Annotated in this window: 11 protein-coding genes; 7 read left to right on the top strand and 4 right to left on the bottom strand. The window is 71.2% G+C overall.

Annotation, left to right across the window (positions count from 1 at the left end; all coding sequences use genetic code 11):
• Nucleotides 1-134: 134 nt before the first annotated feature.
• Nucleotides 135-1868 (bottom strand): discoidin domain-containing protein, encoded by a 1734-nt coding sequence (locus VFV67_RS22315; RefSeq protein WP_326472553.1) that lies wholly within the window; start codon nucleotides 1866-1868, stop codon nucleotides 135-137.
• A gap of 342 nt (nucleotides 1869-2210) precedes the next feature.
• Between VFV67_RS22315 and VFV67_RS22310 the strand changes: the two genes are divergently transcribed.
• The 4 genes from VFV67_RS22310 to VFV67_RS22295 are packed head-to-tail and all read left to right on the top strand — an operon-like array spanning nucleotide 2211 to nucleotide 5258.
• The gene (locus tag VFV67_RS22310; protein WP_326472552.1) at nucleotides 2211-3074 is read left to right on the top strand and encodes a DUF1996 domain-containing protein; all 864 of its coding nucleotides are present in this window, start codon (nucleotides 2211-2213) and stop codon (nucleotides 3072-3074) included.
• Nucleotides 3074-3649, top strand: coding sequence for a DUF305 domain-containing protein (locus tag VFV67_RS22305; RefSeq protein WP_326472551.1), 576 nt, complete (start codon nucleotides 3074-3076; stop codon nucleotides 3647-3649). Before VFV67_RS22310 ends, VFV67_RS22305 begins: the two co-directional genes overlap by 1 nt.
• Before the next feature lie 39 nt (nucleotides 3650-3688).
• Nucleotides 3689-4774, top strand: coding sequence for a LacI family DNA-binding transcriptional regulator (locus VFV67_RS22300; protein ID WP_326472550.1), 1086 nt, complete (start codon nucleotides 3689-3691; stop codon nucleotides 4772-4774).
• A complete protein-coding gene (locus tag VFV67_RS22295) occupies nucleotides 4755-5258 on the top strand; it encodes a GNAT family N-acetyltransferase (protein ID WP_326472549.1) in 504 nt (167 codons plus the stop codon). Before VFV67_RS22300 ends, VFV67_RS22295 begins: the two co-directional genes overlap by 20 nt.
• A gap of 22 nt (nucleotides 5259-5280) precedes the next feature.
• Here VFV67_RS22295 and VFV67_RS22290 read toward each other — a convergent pair whose 3' ends face one another.
• Nucleotides 5281-6855: an MDR family MFS transporter gene (locus VFV67_RS22290; RefSeq protein WP_326472548.1), complete on the bottom strand. Its 1575-nt coding sequence runs from the start codon at nucleotides 6853-6855 to the stop codon at nucleotides 5281-5283.
• Nucleotides 6856-6949: 94 nt separating this feature from the next.
• Between VFV67_RS22290 and VFV67_RS22285 the strand changes: the two genes are divergently transcribed.
• On the top strand, nucleotides 6950-7432 hold the full coding sequence (locus tag VFV67_RS22285) for a MarR family transcriptional regulator (RefSeq protein WP_326472547.1): 483 nt from the start codon (nucleotides 6950-6952) through the stop codon (nucleotides 7430-7432).
• Between the two features lie 193 nt (nucleotides 7433-7625).
• On the opposite strand, the gene VFV67_RS22280 is transcribed toward VFV67_RS22285, so the two are convergent.
• Nucleotides 7626-9014, bottom strand: coding sequence for a cation:proton antiporter (locus VFV67_RS22280; protein ID WP_326472546.1), 1389 nt, complete (start codon nucleotides 9012-9014; stop codon nucleotides 7626-7628).
• A gap of 180 nt (nucleotides 9015-9194) precedes the next feature.
• On the opposite strand from VFV67_RS22280, the gene VFV67_RS22275 reads away from it, so the two are divergent.
• On the top strand, nucleotides 9195-12302 hold the full coding sequence (locus VFV67_RS22275; RefSeq protein ID WP_326472545.1) for an AfsR/SARP family transcriptional regulator: 3108 nt from the start codon (nucleotides 9195-9197) through the stop codon (nucleotides 12300-12302).
• A 4-nt stretch (nucleotides 12303-12306) separates the two neighbouring features.
• On the opposite strand, the gene VFV67_RS22270 is transcribed toward VFV67_RS22275, so the two are convergent.
• Nucleotides 12307-12489 (bottom strand): hypothetical protein, encoded by a 183-nt coding sequence (locus tag VFV67_RS22270; protein WP_326472544.1) that lies wholly within the window; start codon nucleotides 12487-12489, stop codon nucleotides 12307-12309.
• Nucleotides 12490-12673: 184 nt separating this feature from the next.
• Here VFV67_RS22270 and VFV67_RS22265 point away from each other — a divergent pair, with 184 nt between their 5' ends.
• The gene (locus VFV67_RS22265) at nucleotides 12674-15652 is read left to right on the top strand and encodes an AfsR/SARP family transcriptional regulator (protein ID WP_326472543.1); all 2979 of its coding nucleotides are present in this window, start codon (nucleotides 12674-12676) and stop codon (nucleotides 15650-15652) included.
• The last annotated feature ends 221 nt before the right edge of the window (nucleotides 15653-15873 follow it).

The raw sequence follows: 15873 nt of genomic DNA, 5'->3' as shown, positions 1-15873 counted from the left end.
GATTTCCCGAACGCACCGCGCGGCGGGGTTGGGGGCTGGGGTTTGGCAGCTGCTGGGTGGAATCGCCGCCGTCGACGGTGCAGGTGTCGGATCCCGAGCCGCCGTCGCCCCCAGGCCCATCAGAAGTTGGGCGGTTACTGGAACACGCGGACGTAGTCGATCATCATGTTCTGCGGCAGGACGGTGCCGGTGCCGGGTGGGCCGGGGAAGTCGCCGCCGACCGCGTTGTTGAGCAGGATGAAGAAGGGGTGGTCGAACACCCACGGGCCGCGGGTCTGTTCGAGGGTGGCCCGGTTGACGGTGAAGAACGGGTTGCTGTCGACGAAGAAGGTCATGTGGCTGGCGTCCCATTCGACGGCGAACACGTGGAATGCGTTGGCCACCGGGGTGCCCAGGTCGAGCGGGGCGCCGAAGCCGCCGCCGCCGAAGTAGGCCGGGGCGTGCAGGGTGGCGTAGGACCGGTTGGGATCGCGGCCGACGTGCTCCATGATGTCGATCTCGCCGGCTCCTGGCCAGCCGGCGCCGGTGAAGAAGTCGGCGCCCAGCATCCAGAACGCCGGCCACAGGCCCTGCGTGGTGGACACCCGGATCCGCGCCTCGACCCGGCCGTAGGTGAAGTGGAACTTGTTGTGCGTGGTGATCCGGCCGGAGGTGTACTGGCAGGTCGTGCTGCCGCTGATCGGGTCGCGCGGGCAGGACGATCCGGCCGTGACCTCGCGCCGCGCCTGGATGACCAGGTTGCCGGCGCCGTCCATCCGGGCGTTGGCGTTGTTGGTGTAGAACTGCAGTTCGTTGTTCACGCCGGGCCCGGTCTCCACCGTCCACTTGGCAGGGTCGGGCGTGGTTCCGTTGCCGCCGTTGAACTCGTCGCTGAATACCAGGGTTCCGGGGAACCGCGGAGCCGGTGGCGCCGGTGGCGGTGCGATCGGGCTGCCGCCGGTGCCGTAGACCTGGAACTCCCACAGCGAGTAGCCCCACTGGGTGGCCCGGGCGGTGCCGAACATGCGGACGTAGCGGCCGGTGCCGGACACGGTCAGGGTCTCCTTGAACCCCCGTCCGGTTGTGGTCGTGTGGATCGTGCGCCAGTTGGCGTTGTCGTCGGAAACCTGGATCTGGTAAGCGGTTGCGAACGCCGGGTCCCACTGCAGCACCACCCGGCTGATCGTCGCGGGCGCGCCGAGGTCCACCGAGATCCAGCCCGGGTCCACCCAGCCGTTGACCGAACTGGTGGCCCAGCGGGTCGCCGGGTTGAGGTCGAACGCCCGGGCCGGGGTGCAGTTCACGCACGGACCCTCGTTCTGGAACGTGGACGCGGAACCGGTTCTGCCGAAGGACAACAGGGTTTCGCCCGGCGTGGGCGGGGTGGATCCGGTGGTCCCGAACACCTGGAACTCCCACAGCGAGTAACCCCACTGGGTGGCCCGCGCGGTGAGGTTGAGCCGGACGTAGCGGCCGGCGCCGGTGACCGGGAGGACCTGGGCGCCGCCCGGGCCGGTGGTGGTGCTGAAGATCGTGGTCCATGCGGTCGCGTTGTCCGAGACCTGGATGGCGAACGCCCTGGCGAAGGCGGTCTCCCAGTTCAACCGGACCTCGTCGAGGGTGGCGCGGGTGCCGAGATCGACCTGGATCCACTGCGGGTCGGCGAACTGGCTCGACCAGCGGGTGCCGAGGTTGCCGTCGACGACGGCGGCGGGCGGGAAGGCCGCGGCCGACTCCGACGACGACGCGGTGACCGGGCGGCCCTGGGACAGCAGGGCGCCCGCGGCGGACGCGGGCGCGCCGGTCTGCACCAGCGTGCCGGCCAGAACGGCGATCAGGGACAGGGGAAGCAGCCGGCGGCGGGATCGCCGGGACCGGGGCGTGAACATGCGGGCTCCTTCGCAGGGCGCGACGCTGGGCGCCGCGGGGAGCGGACCGAATGCTGAGGACGAGGCGATGTGAGAGCGCTCTCCTGACCTGAGCGTCCCCCCGACCGCCTGGCTTGTCAAGATGCGCCGATCCGTTGGGACTTCCCGTCATTGGGTCACGCCAGCGACCGAAAACCGGCCCTCGCTACCCCCGTTCGGCGTAGTGCGAACGGCCCGGCAGGGCAGCTTTTGTTTCGGCTGAAACAAAATCGTTGACCTGGCTGCCGGGCCGCGCCATGCTCGATCCGGTGAGAGCGCTCTCTCAAACCCTGCATTCCAGCACAGGCGAGGGAGTTGTCTTCAATGAGGAAGAACCTGACCAGGTGGCGGCGCGCCGTCCGGATCGGGCTGGCGGTGGCCGTCGCCGCCACCCTCACCGGCGGTGGTCTCGCCGCGAACCCCGACCGGGCCTCGGCGGTGATCCGGGTCGCCGAGTTCGTGGCCGAATGCCAGTTCAGCCACCGCCTGCCGGACGACCCGATCGTGCTGCCGGCACTGCCCGGCGCGTCCCACTCGCACGACTTCTTCGGCAACCGCGCCACCGACGCGTTCTCCACCTACCAGTCGCTGCTCGGCGCCACCGGAAACTGCAACCCCGCACCGGACATCTCGTCCTACTGGGTGCCGACACTCTTCCGCGGCAACACCGCGATCGTGCCGAGCGGGATCACCTTCTACTACCTCGGTGAGGTGAACAACCCGGCGGCGATCCGGTCCACCCCGGTCGGCCTGAAGATCGTGGCCGGCAACTCGCGGGCGACCGGCCCGTCGGACAGCATCGCGCGGTGGTCCTGCCTGCACCACGGCGAGGTGCCGCCGTCGAAGAACTTCGTGGTGTGCCCGGCGGGTTCGATGCTGGAGACCTACCTGGACTTCCCGCAGTGCTGGAACGGGCGTGATCTGGACTCGGCCGATCACAAGAGTCACATGGCCTACCCGGTCGCCGGCAACTGCCCGGCCGCCTACCCGGTGATCCTGTCCAAGCTGCGCATGGTGTTGCGCTACCCGGTCAGCGGCGACACGTCGCAACTGCGGCTGTCCTCCGGTGCCGGCTACACCTTCCACGGCGACTTCTTCAACGTGTGGCCGCCCGCGGAGATGGATCGCCGGATCCGCAACTGCATCAACGTGGTGGTCAAGTGCGGCCCCAACGGCAACCCCATCTGATGATCACCCGCTTGGCCACGGCCGTCCTGCTGGTGCTCGCCGTCGCGGCGTGCGGCCAGCAGGCGTCCGGGCCGGGTTCGGCTCCCGCTCCGGCTCCCGCCGCCGGCGCGGGAGCCGGAACCGGCGGGTTCGGGGTCACCGAGCGGGCCTTCGTCGAGCTGTCCATCGCCACCGGCGAGCAGGCCGTTCGGTTGCTGGATCTGGGTTTCCAGCGGGCGGCCGGTGCGCCGTTGCGGGCTCTGGCGCACGACGTCGCCGCCGACCGGCAGGCCGAGTTGGCCGAGCTGCGCGGGTTGCTGGACACCGAGCGGATCGCCTACGCGAATCACCACGCCGGCCATGACATGCCCGGGATGCCGACCGGTGCGGAGCTGGAAACCCTTGCCGCGTCGGGTAACGGCTTCGATGCGGTGTTCGTCCGGTTGCTGCGCGCCCATCTCGAGGAGTCGACGACCGTGGTGCGCTCGGCCCTCGGCTCGGTCACCCACGAGGCGACCCGGGCCGTGGCGAACCGGATGGAACAGGGACGTGCGGTCGCGCTGCACCGGCTCGCCGAGGTCGCCGGGACCGGGTGATTCGGCAGTTCGCGCAGGCCGGCCCGGTATAAAGATTCGGTGCCCGACGCCGCCCGCCCACCGACCAGACGGGTCACGCTGGAGGAGGTCGCCCGGGTCGCCGGGGTGTCGCGGGCAACCGTGTCGCGGGTGGTCAACGGGGTGGCCAGCGTCGACCAGAACATCCGGCAGGCGGTGGAACGGGCCATCACCACCACCGGATACCAGCCGAACCTGGCCGCCCGGTCCCTGGTCACCCGGCGGGCCAACGCGGTCGCGCTGGTGCTGCCGGACGGCGACGACGTGCTGGGCGACCCGTTCTTCGGCCGGGTGCTCACCGGCGTGCTCGGTGCGCTGTCGGCCACCAGCACGCACCTGGTGCTGGTCAAGATCGGCCCGGGCGGGCGGGAGCGGATCGTCGCCGATCTGCGCGGCGGCCGGCTGGACGGCGCGATCCTGGTGCACACCAACCACAACGACCCGCTCGCCCGGCAGCTCACCGCCGCCCGGTTCCCGGTGGTGCTGTGGGGCCGGCCGCCCCGCCCGATGCCGATCACCCACGTCGACGTGAACCAGGCGACCGGTTGTGCGCTGGCCGCCGGGCACCTGGTCGCCTTGGGGCGCAACCGGATCGCCACCATCACCGGCCGGCTGGACACCCCCGCGGGCGAGGACCGGCTCACCGGTTTCCGGTCCGCCCTCGCCTCGCTCGGCCGCGAGCTGGTGTCGGTCGAGGGCGCGTTCACCCGGGAGAGCGGCCGTTCGGCGATGCACCGGTTGCTGGCCGAGCACCCGGACATCGACGCCGTGTTCATCGCCTCGGACCTGATGGCCCACGGCGCGCTGCCGGTGCTGCGCCGGCACGGCCGCGCCGTACCCGCCGACGTCGCCGTGGTCGGCTTCGACGACAGCAGCGCCGCCGTGCACTGCGACCCGCCACTCACCACGGTGCGCCAGCCGGTCGAGGACATGGCCGCCGAACTGACCCGCCAACTCCTGCGCCACATCAACGACCCCGCCGCTCCCCGCAACACCGTGATCTTCGAACCCACCCTGGTCGTCCGCCAGTCCGCACCGCACGGCGAGACCTCGACGAGTAGCGTGGATGTCGCGAATGGAGGATTGCTTGATCAGAGCGGCGGATGAGGCTGATCTCGAGACGGTGCGGGACATCGAGCGCGCCGCAGGGAGACCGTTCGCCGCGATCGGCATGAACCAGGTGGCCGAGGACGAGGCACCCCCGCTGGAACTGCTGCGACAATATGTTGTGGGACAACGGATCTGGGTATGGGTGGACGAGCGCGACCGGCCGGTCGGCTACCTGATGGCGAGCGTGGTGGACGGAAACGCGCATCTGGCGCAGGTTTCCGTGCATCCCGACTGGGCGCACCGGCGGATCGGGGCAGCCTTGGTGGAACAGTTGGCTTCCTGGGCGCGGGAGCGGGACCTGCCGGCGATCACCCTCACCACCTTCACCGAGATCCCGTGGAACGCTCCGTACTACCAGCGATTGGGCTTTCGAACCCTTCCGGACGACGAGCTCACCGCCGGGCTGCGCGAAATCCGCCGCACCGAAGCCGCAGCCGGCCTGGACCGCTGGCCCCGCACCACCATGCGCCGCGACCTCTGAACGCCGGGGGTTCCGGACCCGGTTATTCCAGGGCGGCGAGGGTGGGGTTCTCGGAAGGCTGGGCGGTGGGGTCGGGGCCGCGCAGGGGGACGGGTTTGATGAAGATGGCGAGGACCGGGATCAGGGCGGCGAACAGTACGGCCCAGAGGAAGACCTGGGACAGGGCGGTGGCCATGGATTCCAGGAAGGGGATGCGGACCTGGTCCGGGAGCCGGTGCAGGGTGGCGGGGTCGGCGTTGCCGGAGCCGGCCAGCAGATCGCCGCTGGCGGGGCCGAGGCGGGCGGTCAGCTCGGCGGTCAGGTTGTGGTTGAAGATGGCGCCGAACAGGGACACGCCGAACGAGCCGCCGATCGAGCGGGTGAACGTGGCGGTGCTGCTGGCCACGCCGATGTCCTTCTGTTCCACGGAGTTCTGGGCGATGAGCATGGTGGTCTGCATGAGGAAACCCATGCCGAGGCCGAGGATGGCGATGAAGATGCCGGTCTGCCAGGTGGGGGTGTTGATGTCCTGCAACGACAGCAGGTACATGGCAAAGGCCATGATGATGCCGCCGGCGACCGGGAACGACTTGTAGTGGCCGGTGCGGGTGATGACCTGGCCGACGACCAGCGACACCAGCATGGCGGCGGCCATCATCGGCAGCAGGAGCAGGCCGGAGTTGGTGGCGGAGGCGCCCTGCACGGTCTGCTGGAACAGCGGCAGGAAGTTGATCGCGCCGAACATCGCGAAGCCGAGCAGGAACCCGATGCCGGAGATCAGGCTGAAGTTGCGGTTGCGGAACAGAACCAGCGGCAGGATGGGCTCGGCGGCGCGGCGTTCGGTGAGACCGAACAGCAGCAGCGAGATCACCGAGATGACGGCAAGGCCGATGATCTGCACCGAGCCCCAGTCGTACTCGGTGCCGCCCCAGGTGGTGATCAGCACGACGGCGGTGATGCCGATGGCCAGCAGCGCGGCGCCGACCCAGTCGATCCGGTGCTCACTGCGTTTGCGGGGCAGGTGCAGGGTGGTCATGACGACGGCGAGCGCGGCGCCGCCGAGCGGCAGGTTGACGTAGAACGCCCAGCGCCAGCTCAGGTGGTCGGTGATGAACCCGCCGACCAGCGGGCCGGCGATCATCGTCAGCGACATGACCGCGGCGATGATGCCCTGGTAGCGACCGCGCTCCCGGGGCGAGACCAGGTCGGCGATGATCGCCATGACGTTGACCATCAGGCCGCCCGCGCCCAGTCCCTGCAGCGCCCGGAACGCGATCAGCTGGACCATGCCGTTCTCCGGACCGCCGAGCAGCGGCGAGCCGGCGGCGCCGCACAGCGCCGAGCCGACCAGGAAGATCACGATCGAGACCAGGAAGATCCCCTTGCGGCCGTACAGGTCGCCGAGCTTGCCCCAGATCGGGGTGGACACCGTTGTGCCAAGCACGTACGCGGTGACCACCCAGGACAGGTGGTTCAGGCCGCCGAGTTCGCCGACGATCCGGGGCAGCGCGGTGCCGACGATGAAGTTGTCCAGCATGGCCAGCGCGAGCGCGAGCAGCAGTCCGGGCAGCACCACCAGAACTTCCCGGCGCATCCCCGGGGGCGGCGCGTCGGCCATGTTTCCTCCCGTAAAGATTACTTTGCTTGAGACGTACAATTCGCCTTGGGCATAGTATCGACATCCAGCCGAACCGACATCCGGAAGGACTGCCGTGACCGACCCGGAGGGGCTGATCCGGAAGATCGCGGACACCCAGCGCCAGCTGCGCCACTGGTTCGCCGAGGACCGCGACCACCCGCTGCTGGACGTCAACCTGACGATGTCCCAGCTGAAGATCATGATGGTGCTGTACCGGCGCGGCCGGGCGTCCGGTCAGGAACTGGCCCGCCGGTTCGGGGTCGGCCTGGCCACGCTGACCGGCATCATGGACCGGCTGGTCGCCCAGGGCATGGTGATCCGCCGCCAGGACACCAGGGACCGACGGGTGCGCCGGCTCGAGCTGACCCCCGAGGGACACGCGGTCGTCGACCGGGTGTTCGCCGCGGGCGAGGACAACCTGGTTCGGGTGCTGCGCCGGCTCGACCCGGCGGACCTGTCGGTCGTCGCCGAGGCCTTCGAGCTGCTGGTGGATGCGGCCCGTCAGGAGGAGCCCGACGGCAAGCTTTCGGCTCCATTGCCCGGAAGGCGGGAATAGCGGATGATAACTGGGTACGGGAGCGGCACAGTTTGCGTGTGCCGCTCCCGCCCATTTCCCGGTGACCCCTGCAAATCACCGGGTGGCCTCGACGGGGAACATATTAACCACAAGCCCGGTGGGCCGGCCAATCCGCCATCCCGGTGAGACCCGCGGCACATGTCGACATTCGGAAAATTGTTGGTGGACAATTCTATAGATCGGAGGTCTGCGCGGCCGTCGATTGAGCCGCGCGGCGCCGCTCCGCCCGGGCGATGAGATCGAGTGCGGGCGCGGTCATGATCGTGGTCACGATCGCCATGATGGTCAGAATTGTAAAAAGTTTCCGATCCAGCAGGCCGGCGTGCAAACCGACGTTCAACACGATCAGCTCGGTGATTCCCCGGCAGTTCATCATGGCCGCGAGCATGGCCGTGGACAGCCAACCGATGCCGACACCGCGGGCGATCAGAATGGTGCCGAGGACCTTGCTGCCCACCGCGACGATGAGGATCAGCAGGCACAGCAGGAAGTCCCGGGCCGATCCCAGGGTTCCGATCTCGGTCTGCAGTCCGCTCGCGACGAAGAACATCGGCAGCAGCAGCCATTCGGTGAGGCCCTCGATTTTGGAGTTCACCATTCGAAAACCCGCCGACCGGGGCAGGATCAGCCCGGCGAGGAAGGCGCCGACCACCGCGTCCACGCCAAGCGAGTCGGTGGTGAACGCGGCCAGCAGCAGGACGGACAGGGCCAGCGCCGGCAGCGCCGGTCCGACCGTTCCGCGCCGGTCCAACGCGGCCAGCGCCGGCCGGGCGAAGTACCACATGAACAGCCCGAACAGGACCACGAGACCGCCGGCCACCACCGCTCCGACGGTCGAGGTGCTGGTCGCGATGGCCAGCGTCACGGCCAGCATCGCCCACCCGGTGGCGTTGCCCACCACGGACGCCCCGATGCCCAGCGTGCCCACCCGGGTCTGGTCCAGCCCGCGCTCCCGCAGGATCGCGGCCAGCACCGGCAGCGCCGTCACGCTCATCGCCACGGCCAGGAACAGGTTGACCGCGACGCCGCCCTCGGGCAGTTCCCCGAAGCCGGCGAGCACGATGGCCAGCACCGAGCCGGCGAGGAACGGAATGGCCGTCGCGCCGTGCCCGACCGCGACGATCGACGGCGCCGAGCGGCGCAACTCGGCTACCGAGAAGTCCAGCCCCACAAGGAAAATAAAGAAGATCGCGCCCATTCCGCCGAGCAGCACCAGAATCGACGCGGTGCCCTCGGGAAACAGCCAGGATTCCACGCCGGGAGCCAGCGCGCCGAGCACCGACGGTCCGAGCACGATGCCCACGACCATCTGCCCGACCACGACCGGTTGCCGCACCAGCCTGGCCAGCAGCCCGCCGGCCACCGTCGCCAGCGACACGACGGCGACCGCGAACAGCAGCCGCCCGGCCCCCGGAATCTCGCCGGACGGGGTCGTCGGCGTCTGGTGCGGGGTGCCCGGATCTGCCCACCAGGCGGCGATAACCACCCCTAGTACGGCCGGAACAATGGCCAGCACCACGTAGATCGTCACGGTCCGGAGCCGGCCGGAAAACAACACCATCGCGCGCTCCCCACATTGCTGAGCAGCAATTCCGTGTTGAACAACAAACCTAGCAGAACGGCACCGCTGATCGTCCACTTGGAACGGTCGACGGCCGCGTACCTAGGTAGCCCGCGACGACCGGCTCCGCGCGGTCGCTCCGGTTAGGATGCAAAGAGATCAAGCCTTGGGGGTTTGCAAATGGGGTTACGCGTGCTTGGCCCGCTGGACCTCGTGGTGGGCAACCGGTCGCTGCGTATCGGCGGGCCGAAGGAACGGACAGTGCTGGCCGCGCTCGCGCTGAAGGCCAACCGGGTGACCTCGATGGACCATCTGGTTGACGCCGTGTGGGACAGTTCGCCGCCGACCTCCGCGCGCGGGCAAATCCAGAAATGCATCTCCGGACTGCGCCGGCTGTTCGGGGACGCGGCTCAACCGGGCGAGATCCGGACCTGTCCGCCCGGATATCTGCTCGACATCCCACCGGGCGACCTGGACAGCGAGGAGTTCACCGGCCTGGTCGCGGCGGCCCGCGAACATGTGCTCGGCGGGCGGATCGCGCAGGCCGCCGACACCCTGCGCGCGGCGCTGGCCCTGTGGCGCGGCCCGGCCCTTGACGGCGTGCCCAGCTCGCTGGTCCAACGCGGCGCCGCGCTGCTCGAGGACGCCCGGCTCGCGGCCATCGAGGAGCGGGTCCGGCTGGACCTCGCGATGGGCCGGCACCAGGAGGTGTGCGGCGAACTGGCCGCGCTGGTGGACGAGCAGCCGCTGCGTGAGCGGCTCTACGGCTTCCTGATGCTCGCGCTGTACCGGTCCGGGCGGCAGGCCGAGGCGCTGGACGTGGCGCGCCGGGCCCGGGCAACGCTGATCGACGAGGTGGGGGTCGAACCCGGACCCGAGCTGCGCGACCTGACCACCGCCATCCTCAACCGGGACCCGGCGCTCGACCTGCGGGCCGAGGCCGTCGGGTCGCCGCCGGCCGGCCCGGACGGGTCGGAGCCGGCGGTGACACCCCGTCAGCTGCCCGGCAGCACCGCCGACTTCGTCGGGCGGGAGCGGCAGATCGCCGAGATCAAGCGGCTGCTGTCGGACGGGCCGGGCGGCACGGTCGCGCCGCACGCCGTGCGCCTGGTGGCCGTGTCCGGCCGGGGCGGGGTGGGCAAGTCCACCCTGGCGCTGCACGTGGCGCACGAGCTCGGCCGGTCCTTTCCGGACGGGCACCTCTACGCCGACCTGCGCGGCGAGGGCGGCACCGACCGCAGCGCCGAGCTGCTCGCCCGGTTCCTGCGCGCGCTTGGCGTTGCCGGCCCGGCCGTGCCGGAGGACACCCAGGAGCGGGCCGAGCTGTACCGCAGCCTGCTGGCCGGCAAGCGGTTGCTGGTGCTGCTGGACGGTGTCACCAGCGAGGAGCAGGTGCTGCCGCTGCTGCCCGGCACCGCGACCTGCCCGGTGCTGGTCACCAGCCGGGCGCGGCTGACCGGCCTGCCCGGCGCGCACTGGGTGGACGTGGACCCGTTCGACGCCGAGCCGGCGATCGAGCTGCTGGCCCGGATCGTCGGCCGGGACCGGGTGCTCGCCGAGCGGGGCGCGGTCACCGAGCTGGTCGACCTGTGCGGCGGGTTGCCGCTGGCGCTGCGGATCGCCGGCGGCCGGCTGGCCTCCCGGCCGCGCTGGCGGATCGCCGGCCTGGTCCGCAGGCTCACCGACGAGGCGCGCAGGCTCGACGAGCTCGCCCACCGCGGCCTCGAGCTGCGCTCCAGCATCGGCCTGACCTACCGCAGCCTGTCCGGCCCGGCGCGCCGGCTGTTCCGGTTGTTCGCCCTGGTTCCGGCGCCGGACTTCCCCGGCTGGACGGCGGCCGCGCTGCTCGACACCGATCCGGCCGAGGCCGACGAGGCGCTTGCCGACCTGGTCGACGCGCACGTGCTGGACATGCTGGAGCACCCCGGCGAACGGATCCGGTACCGCTTCCACGACCTGGTCCAGATCTACGCGCACGAGCGGCTGGTCGAGACCGACACCGCCGCGGACCGCCGGGCCGCGCTGGAGCGGGTGCTCGGCGCCTGGCTCGCCCTGGCCGAGACCGCGCACCGCAGCGAGTACGGCGGGGACTTCACCGTGCTGCGCGGCCGCGCGCCGCGGTGGCCGGTCGGCCGGATCGACGGCGACCCGGCCGACGACCCGATCCAGTGGTGGCAGGCCGAACGCGGCGCGCTGGTCGCCGCCGTCCGCGCGGCGGCCGCGGCCGACCTGGACGAGCTGTGCTGGAACCTGGCCCTGCTGTCGGTCAGCCTGTTCGAGGTCAAGGGTTACTTCGACGACTGGCGGGAGACCGCGCTGCTGGCCCACGACGTGACCCGCAGGCTGGGCAACCGGTTCGGCCAGGCGGCCGCGCTGTACTCGCTCGGAACCCTGCACATGTACCAGAAACGGCTGCCCGACGCGGAACGCTGCCTGACCGAGGCGCTGGAGCTGTTCCAGGCCGAGGAAAGCACGCACGGCTGCGCGCTGGTGCTGCGCAACGCCGCGTCCGTGCACCGGCTGCGCGGCGACTTCCCGATGATGCTGGCCAGGTACGACGAGGCGCTGACCAAGCTGCGCGCGGTCGGCGATCCGATCGGCGAGGCGCACATCCTGCGCAGCCTGGCCAAGTTCTGGATCGACGAGGGCGACACCGAACTGGCCCGGTCGATGCTGGAGGACGCGCTGAGCCTGTGCGAGGGTGCGGACTATCTGCGCGGCGAGGCCCAGGTGCTCAACCGGTTCGCCGAATTGCACCTGGTCACCGGGCAGCTCGCGCTGGCCCGGCAGGACCTGCACCGGGTGCTGCTCATCGTGCGGGACATCGGCGACCGGATCGGCGAGGCGCACGCGCTCTACGGGCTGGGCCTGATCCGGCGCCAGGAAGGCAAGTTGGACAGTGCCGAGACGACCATGGTGCACGCGCTGTCGCTGGCCCGCCAGGTCGGCGAGCGGGTGATCGAGGGGCAGGCCTGCCACGTGCTCGGCGGAATCCAGTTGGCCCGCGGGAACTATCCGGCCGCGGCCGCGCACCTGGTCCAGGCCAGCACGCTGTTCGGCGAGGTCGGGGCCACGCTGTGGAACGCCAAGGCGCTGATCCTGCTTGCCGAGGTGCACGAGGGCCGCGGCGACAGCGCCGCGGCCGGCCGCGACCTGGACCGGGCCGCGGAGATGCTGTGCCGGGTGGAGGGCCGGGAGGCGACCCGGTTGCTGGACCAGATCAACGATGCGAGGTCCGCGCCGCTCGGCGGGATCGCCGGCTTCGGCGCGGACCTCGCATCGGGTTGACCGGTCAGTCCCACGGCGAGTCGTCCTGATCGAACGGCGGGTCGGTCTGCGTCAGCGGGCAGCACGGCGGGGCGTCCCACGGCGAGTCGTCGGCGGCGGCGGTTCCGGGCGAAACCGTGATCAGCAGCCCGATCGCGCCGGCGAGTACGCCGAGAACGGGGCCGGCGAGCGTGCGAGTCGTGGTCATGCGTCCCTCCAGGTGCGGCGCCCGGCTTGCCGCCGGAACTCCTTCGTTCTGGGACGAAAGTCAAGCTAGCCGAGCCGCCGATTCGTTTCCTATCGGTTCGGTACTAGCCGATCGCGCCGGAAGCGCACCGGAAGCGAACGGGAAGCCGGAGCGCACACCATGACGAAGACCAGAGGGGATCGGCATGAGACTCAGGCTGCTCGGTCCGCTGGAGCTCGTCTCCGGAGACCGGTCGCTGGACCTCGGCGGGCCCCGGCAGCGGATCGTGCTCGCCGTGCTCGGGTTGAACGCCAACCGGGTGGTTCCGGTGGACGTGCTGGTCGACGCGGTGTGGGGAACCGGCCCGCCGACCACCGCGCGCAGCCAGATCCAGATCTGCATCTCCGCGCTGCGCAAGGTGTTCTCCGACGGCGGGCAGCCCGGCGCGATCAGCACCCGCCCGCCCGGATACCTGCTGCGGCTGGACCCGGCCGCGCTGGACACCCTGGAGTTCGATGCCTGGCTGGCCGCGGCCCGGGAGCACTCCGGCGCCGGCCGCACGGAGCAGGCTGCGGCCACGCTGCGCCGCGCTTTGGCGCTGTGGAGCGGAACCGCGCTGTCCGGCGTGTCCGGCGACGTCGTCGCGCGGGCCGCGACCGCGCTTGCCGAGCGGCGGCTGGCGGCGATCGAGGAGCGGATCCAGCTCGACCTCGCCCTCGGCCGGCAGCGTGAGCTGGTTGGCGAGCTGCAGGAGCTGGTCGCCGAGCACCCGCTGCGCGAGCGGCTGCACGGGTTCCTGATGCTGGCGCTGTACCGGACCGGCCGGCAGGCCGAGGCGCTCGAGGCCGGGCGGCGGGCGCGGGCCGTGCTGGTCGAGGAGGTCGGCGTCGACCCGGGTCCGGAGCTGCGCGAGCTGGAACAGGCGATCCTGCGTGGCGAGCCCGAGGCGCCGGCGACATCGTCGGTGGAGTCGTCGGTGGCGGCGGCGCCGGTGGTGCGGGCCGCCGGACCGGAGGTCGCCGTGGTGCCGAAGCAGCTGCCGGCGAGCATCGCCGACTTCACCGGCCGGGCCGAGCAGCTGCGGGAGATCAAGCGGGTGCTCGGCGAGGACCGGGAGAGCCGGTGGGGCATGCCGATCGTGGCGATCTCCGGCAAGGGCGGGGTGGGCAAGTCCAGCCTCGCCGCGCGGGCCGCACACGAGCTGTCCGCGCACTATCCGGACGGGCAGCTCTACGCCGATCTCGGGGCGCGCGGCGACGACGACCACACGGCCAAGCTGCTCGCCCGGTTCCTGCGCGCGCTCGGCGTGGCCGGCACGGCGGTGCCGGACGATGTCGAGGAACGCGGCGAGCTGTACCGGAGTCTGTTGTCCGGCAAGCGGTTGCTGCTGGTGCTCGACGACGTGTCCAGCGAGGCGCAGGTGGCGCCGCTGATGCCGGGCAGCCCGTCCTGCGCGGTGATCGCCACCAGCCGGGCGCGGCTGAGCGGGCTGCCCGGCGCGCACCGGATCGACGTGGACGTGCTCGATGCCGAGCAGTCGGTCGAGCTGCTGACCCGGATCGTCGGCGCGGAGCGGGTGGCGGCCGAGCGGCCGGCGGTCGTCGAGCTGGCCGAGCTGTGCGGCGGATTGCCGCTGGCGCTGCGGATCGCCGGTGCCCGGTTGGCGTCCCGGCCGCACTGGCGCCCGACCGGGCTGGTGCACCGGCTGCGCGACGAGGCCCGGCGACTCGACGAGTTCGCCCACCACGGACTGGAGTTGCGGTCCAACATCGGCCTCACGCACCGGCTGCTCAGCGAGCCGGCGCGGCGGCTGCTGCGCCGCTGCGCGCTGATGCGGGCCCCCGACTTCCCGGCCTGGACCGCGGCCGCGCTGCTGGACACCACGCCCGCGGCGGCCGAGGAGGTGCTGGAGAGCCTGGTGGACGCGCAGCTCGTGGACGTCGTGCAGTTTCCGGACGCGGCGCCGAGGTACCGGCTGCACGACCTGATCCGGGTCTACGCAGCGGAAAAGCTGCACGAGGGCGAGCCGGAGGCGGCGCGCGTCGCCGCGTTGCGCCGGGTGCTCGGCGGCTGGCTGGCGCTGGCCGAGGAGGCGCACCGCCGGGAGTACGGCGGGGACTTCACGATCCTGCACGGCGGCGCGACCCGCTGGCGGCCGGCGCTCGCGGCCGTCGCCGAAACCGCTGCCGGCGCCGGGTCGGCGGACTGGTGGGAGGGCGAGCGCCGGGCGCTGGTCGCCGCCGTTCGGCAGGCCGCCGAGGCCGGGCTGGACGAACTGTGCTGGGATCTCGCGCTCACCTCGGTGACCCTGTTCGAGTCCAAGGGCTACTTCGACGACTGGCTGGAGTGCGCGCAGCTCGCGCTGGACACCGTGCGGCGGGCCGGCAACCGGATCGGGATGGCCGCGGCGCTGTACTCGCTGGGCACCCTGCACATGTTCCAGACCCGGGTGGCCGACGCCGCTGAGTGCTTCGCGGGCGCGCTGGAGATCTTCCGCGCCGAGGGCGTCCGGCACGGCTGCGCCCTGGTGCTGCGCAACGCCGCGCATCTGGACGGCCTGCGCGGGGACATCGGCGCGATGCGGGCCAAGTACACCGAGTCGCTGGACATCATGCGCGAGGTGGGCGACCGCATCGGCGAGGCGCACATCCTGCGCAGCACGGCCAGATCCCGGCTCGACGAGGGCGACACCGCCACCGCCGAACGCCTCCTCGACGAGGCACTGGTGATCTGCCGGGAGACCGGATGCCTTCGGGTCGAGGCTCAGGTCGTGCACCGCTTCGCCGAGCTTTACCTTGCCACGGACCAGATCGACCTGGCCCGGCAAGCCCTGCACCGGGTCCTGCGCATCGTGCGCGACACCGGTGACCGCATCGGCGAGGTCTACGCCCTCTACGGTCTCGGCATCCTCCGGCACCGCGAATCCCGCCTGGACAACGCCGAAACCACCCTCGTGCACGCCCTGGAGCTGGCCCGCCGCCTCGGCGAGCGCCTCATCGAAGCCAAATCCCGCTACTCCCTCGGCGAAATCGCCCTCGCCCGCGGCGAAACCGCCGGCGCGGCCGCCCATCTACTCGCCGCCGCGCGCCTGTTCGAAGAGCAAGGCGCCGCCGCCTGGCACACCCGCGCCCTCACCCTCGTCGCCGGCACCCGCACCCACCCCACGCTCCCCAACGCCTCCTAACCCCACCCCCACTGCGAGGTTGGGCACAGGTCGGCGTTGTTCTCATGCGCGTCGTTCTCAGGCGCGCCAGTGGGTGTCGGGGGGCTGTCAATTTAACGGTGTAACTGGATCTTGTTGTTAGTTTCGTCCGGTGGACAGGCGTCCGTCGAAGGCGAGGTCGAAGGCGTTGAGGGCGGCTTTCCAGCGCATGGTCCAGCGCCCACGGCCCTTTCCGGTGGGGT

It is taken from the genome of Actinophytocola sp., assembly GCF_035762905.1.
Classification (GTDB): Bacteria; Actinomycetota; Actinomycetes; order Mycobacteriales; family Pseudonocardiaceae; genus DASYTH01.
Note: the sequence above shows the minus strand (reverse complement) of the source record. Positions and strands in the feature narration are given on the sequence as shown.

Bases quoted from the DNA above. Each gene is read 5' to 3' on its own strand.
- VFV67_RS22315 (WP_326472553.1), bottom strand. From the start codon at position 1,868: ATGTTCACGCCCCGGTCCCGGCGATCCCGCCGCCGGCTGCTTCCCCTG.
- VFV67_RS22310 (WP_326472552.1), top strand. From the start codon at position 2,211: ATGAGGAAGAACCTGACCAGGTGGCGGCGCGCCGTCCGGATCGGGCTG.
- VFV67_RS22305 (WP_326472551.1), top strand. From the start codon at position 3,074: ATGATCACCCGCTTGGCCACGGCCGTCCTGCTGGTGCTCGCCGTCGCG.
- VFV67_RS22290 (WP_326472548.1), bottom strand. From the start codon at position 6,855: ATGGCCGACGCGCCGCCCCCGGGGATGCGCCGGGAAGTTCTGGTGGTG.
- VFV67_RS22280 (WP_326472546.1), bottom strand. From the start codon at position 9,014: ATGGTGTTGTTTTCCGGCCGGCTCCGGACCGTGACGATCTACGTGGTG.
- VFV67_RS22275 (WP_326472545.1), top strand. From the start codon at position 9,195: ATGGGGTTACGCGTGCTTGGCCCGCTGGACCTCGTGGTGGGCAACCGG.
- VFV67_RS22270 (WP_326472544.1), bottom strand. From the start codon at position 12,489: ATGACCACGACTCGCACGCTCGCCGGCCCCGTTCTCGGCGTACTCGCC.
- VFV67_RS22265 (WP_326472543.1), top strand. From the start codon at position 12,674: ATGAGACTCAGGCTGCTCGGTCCGCTGGAGCTCGTCTCCGGAGACCGG.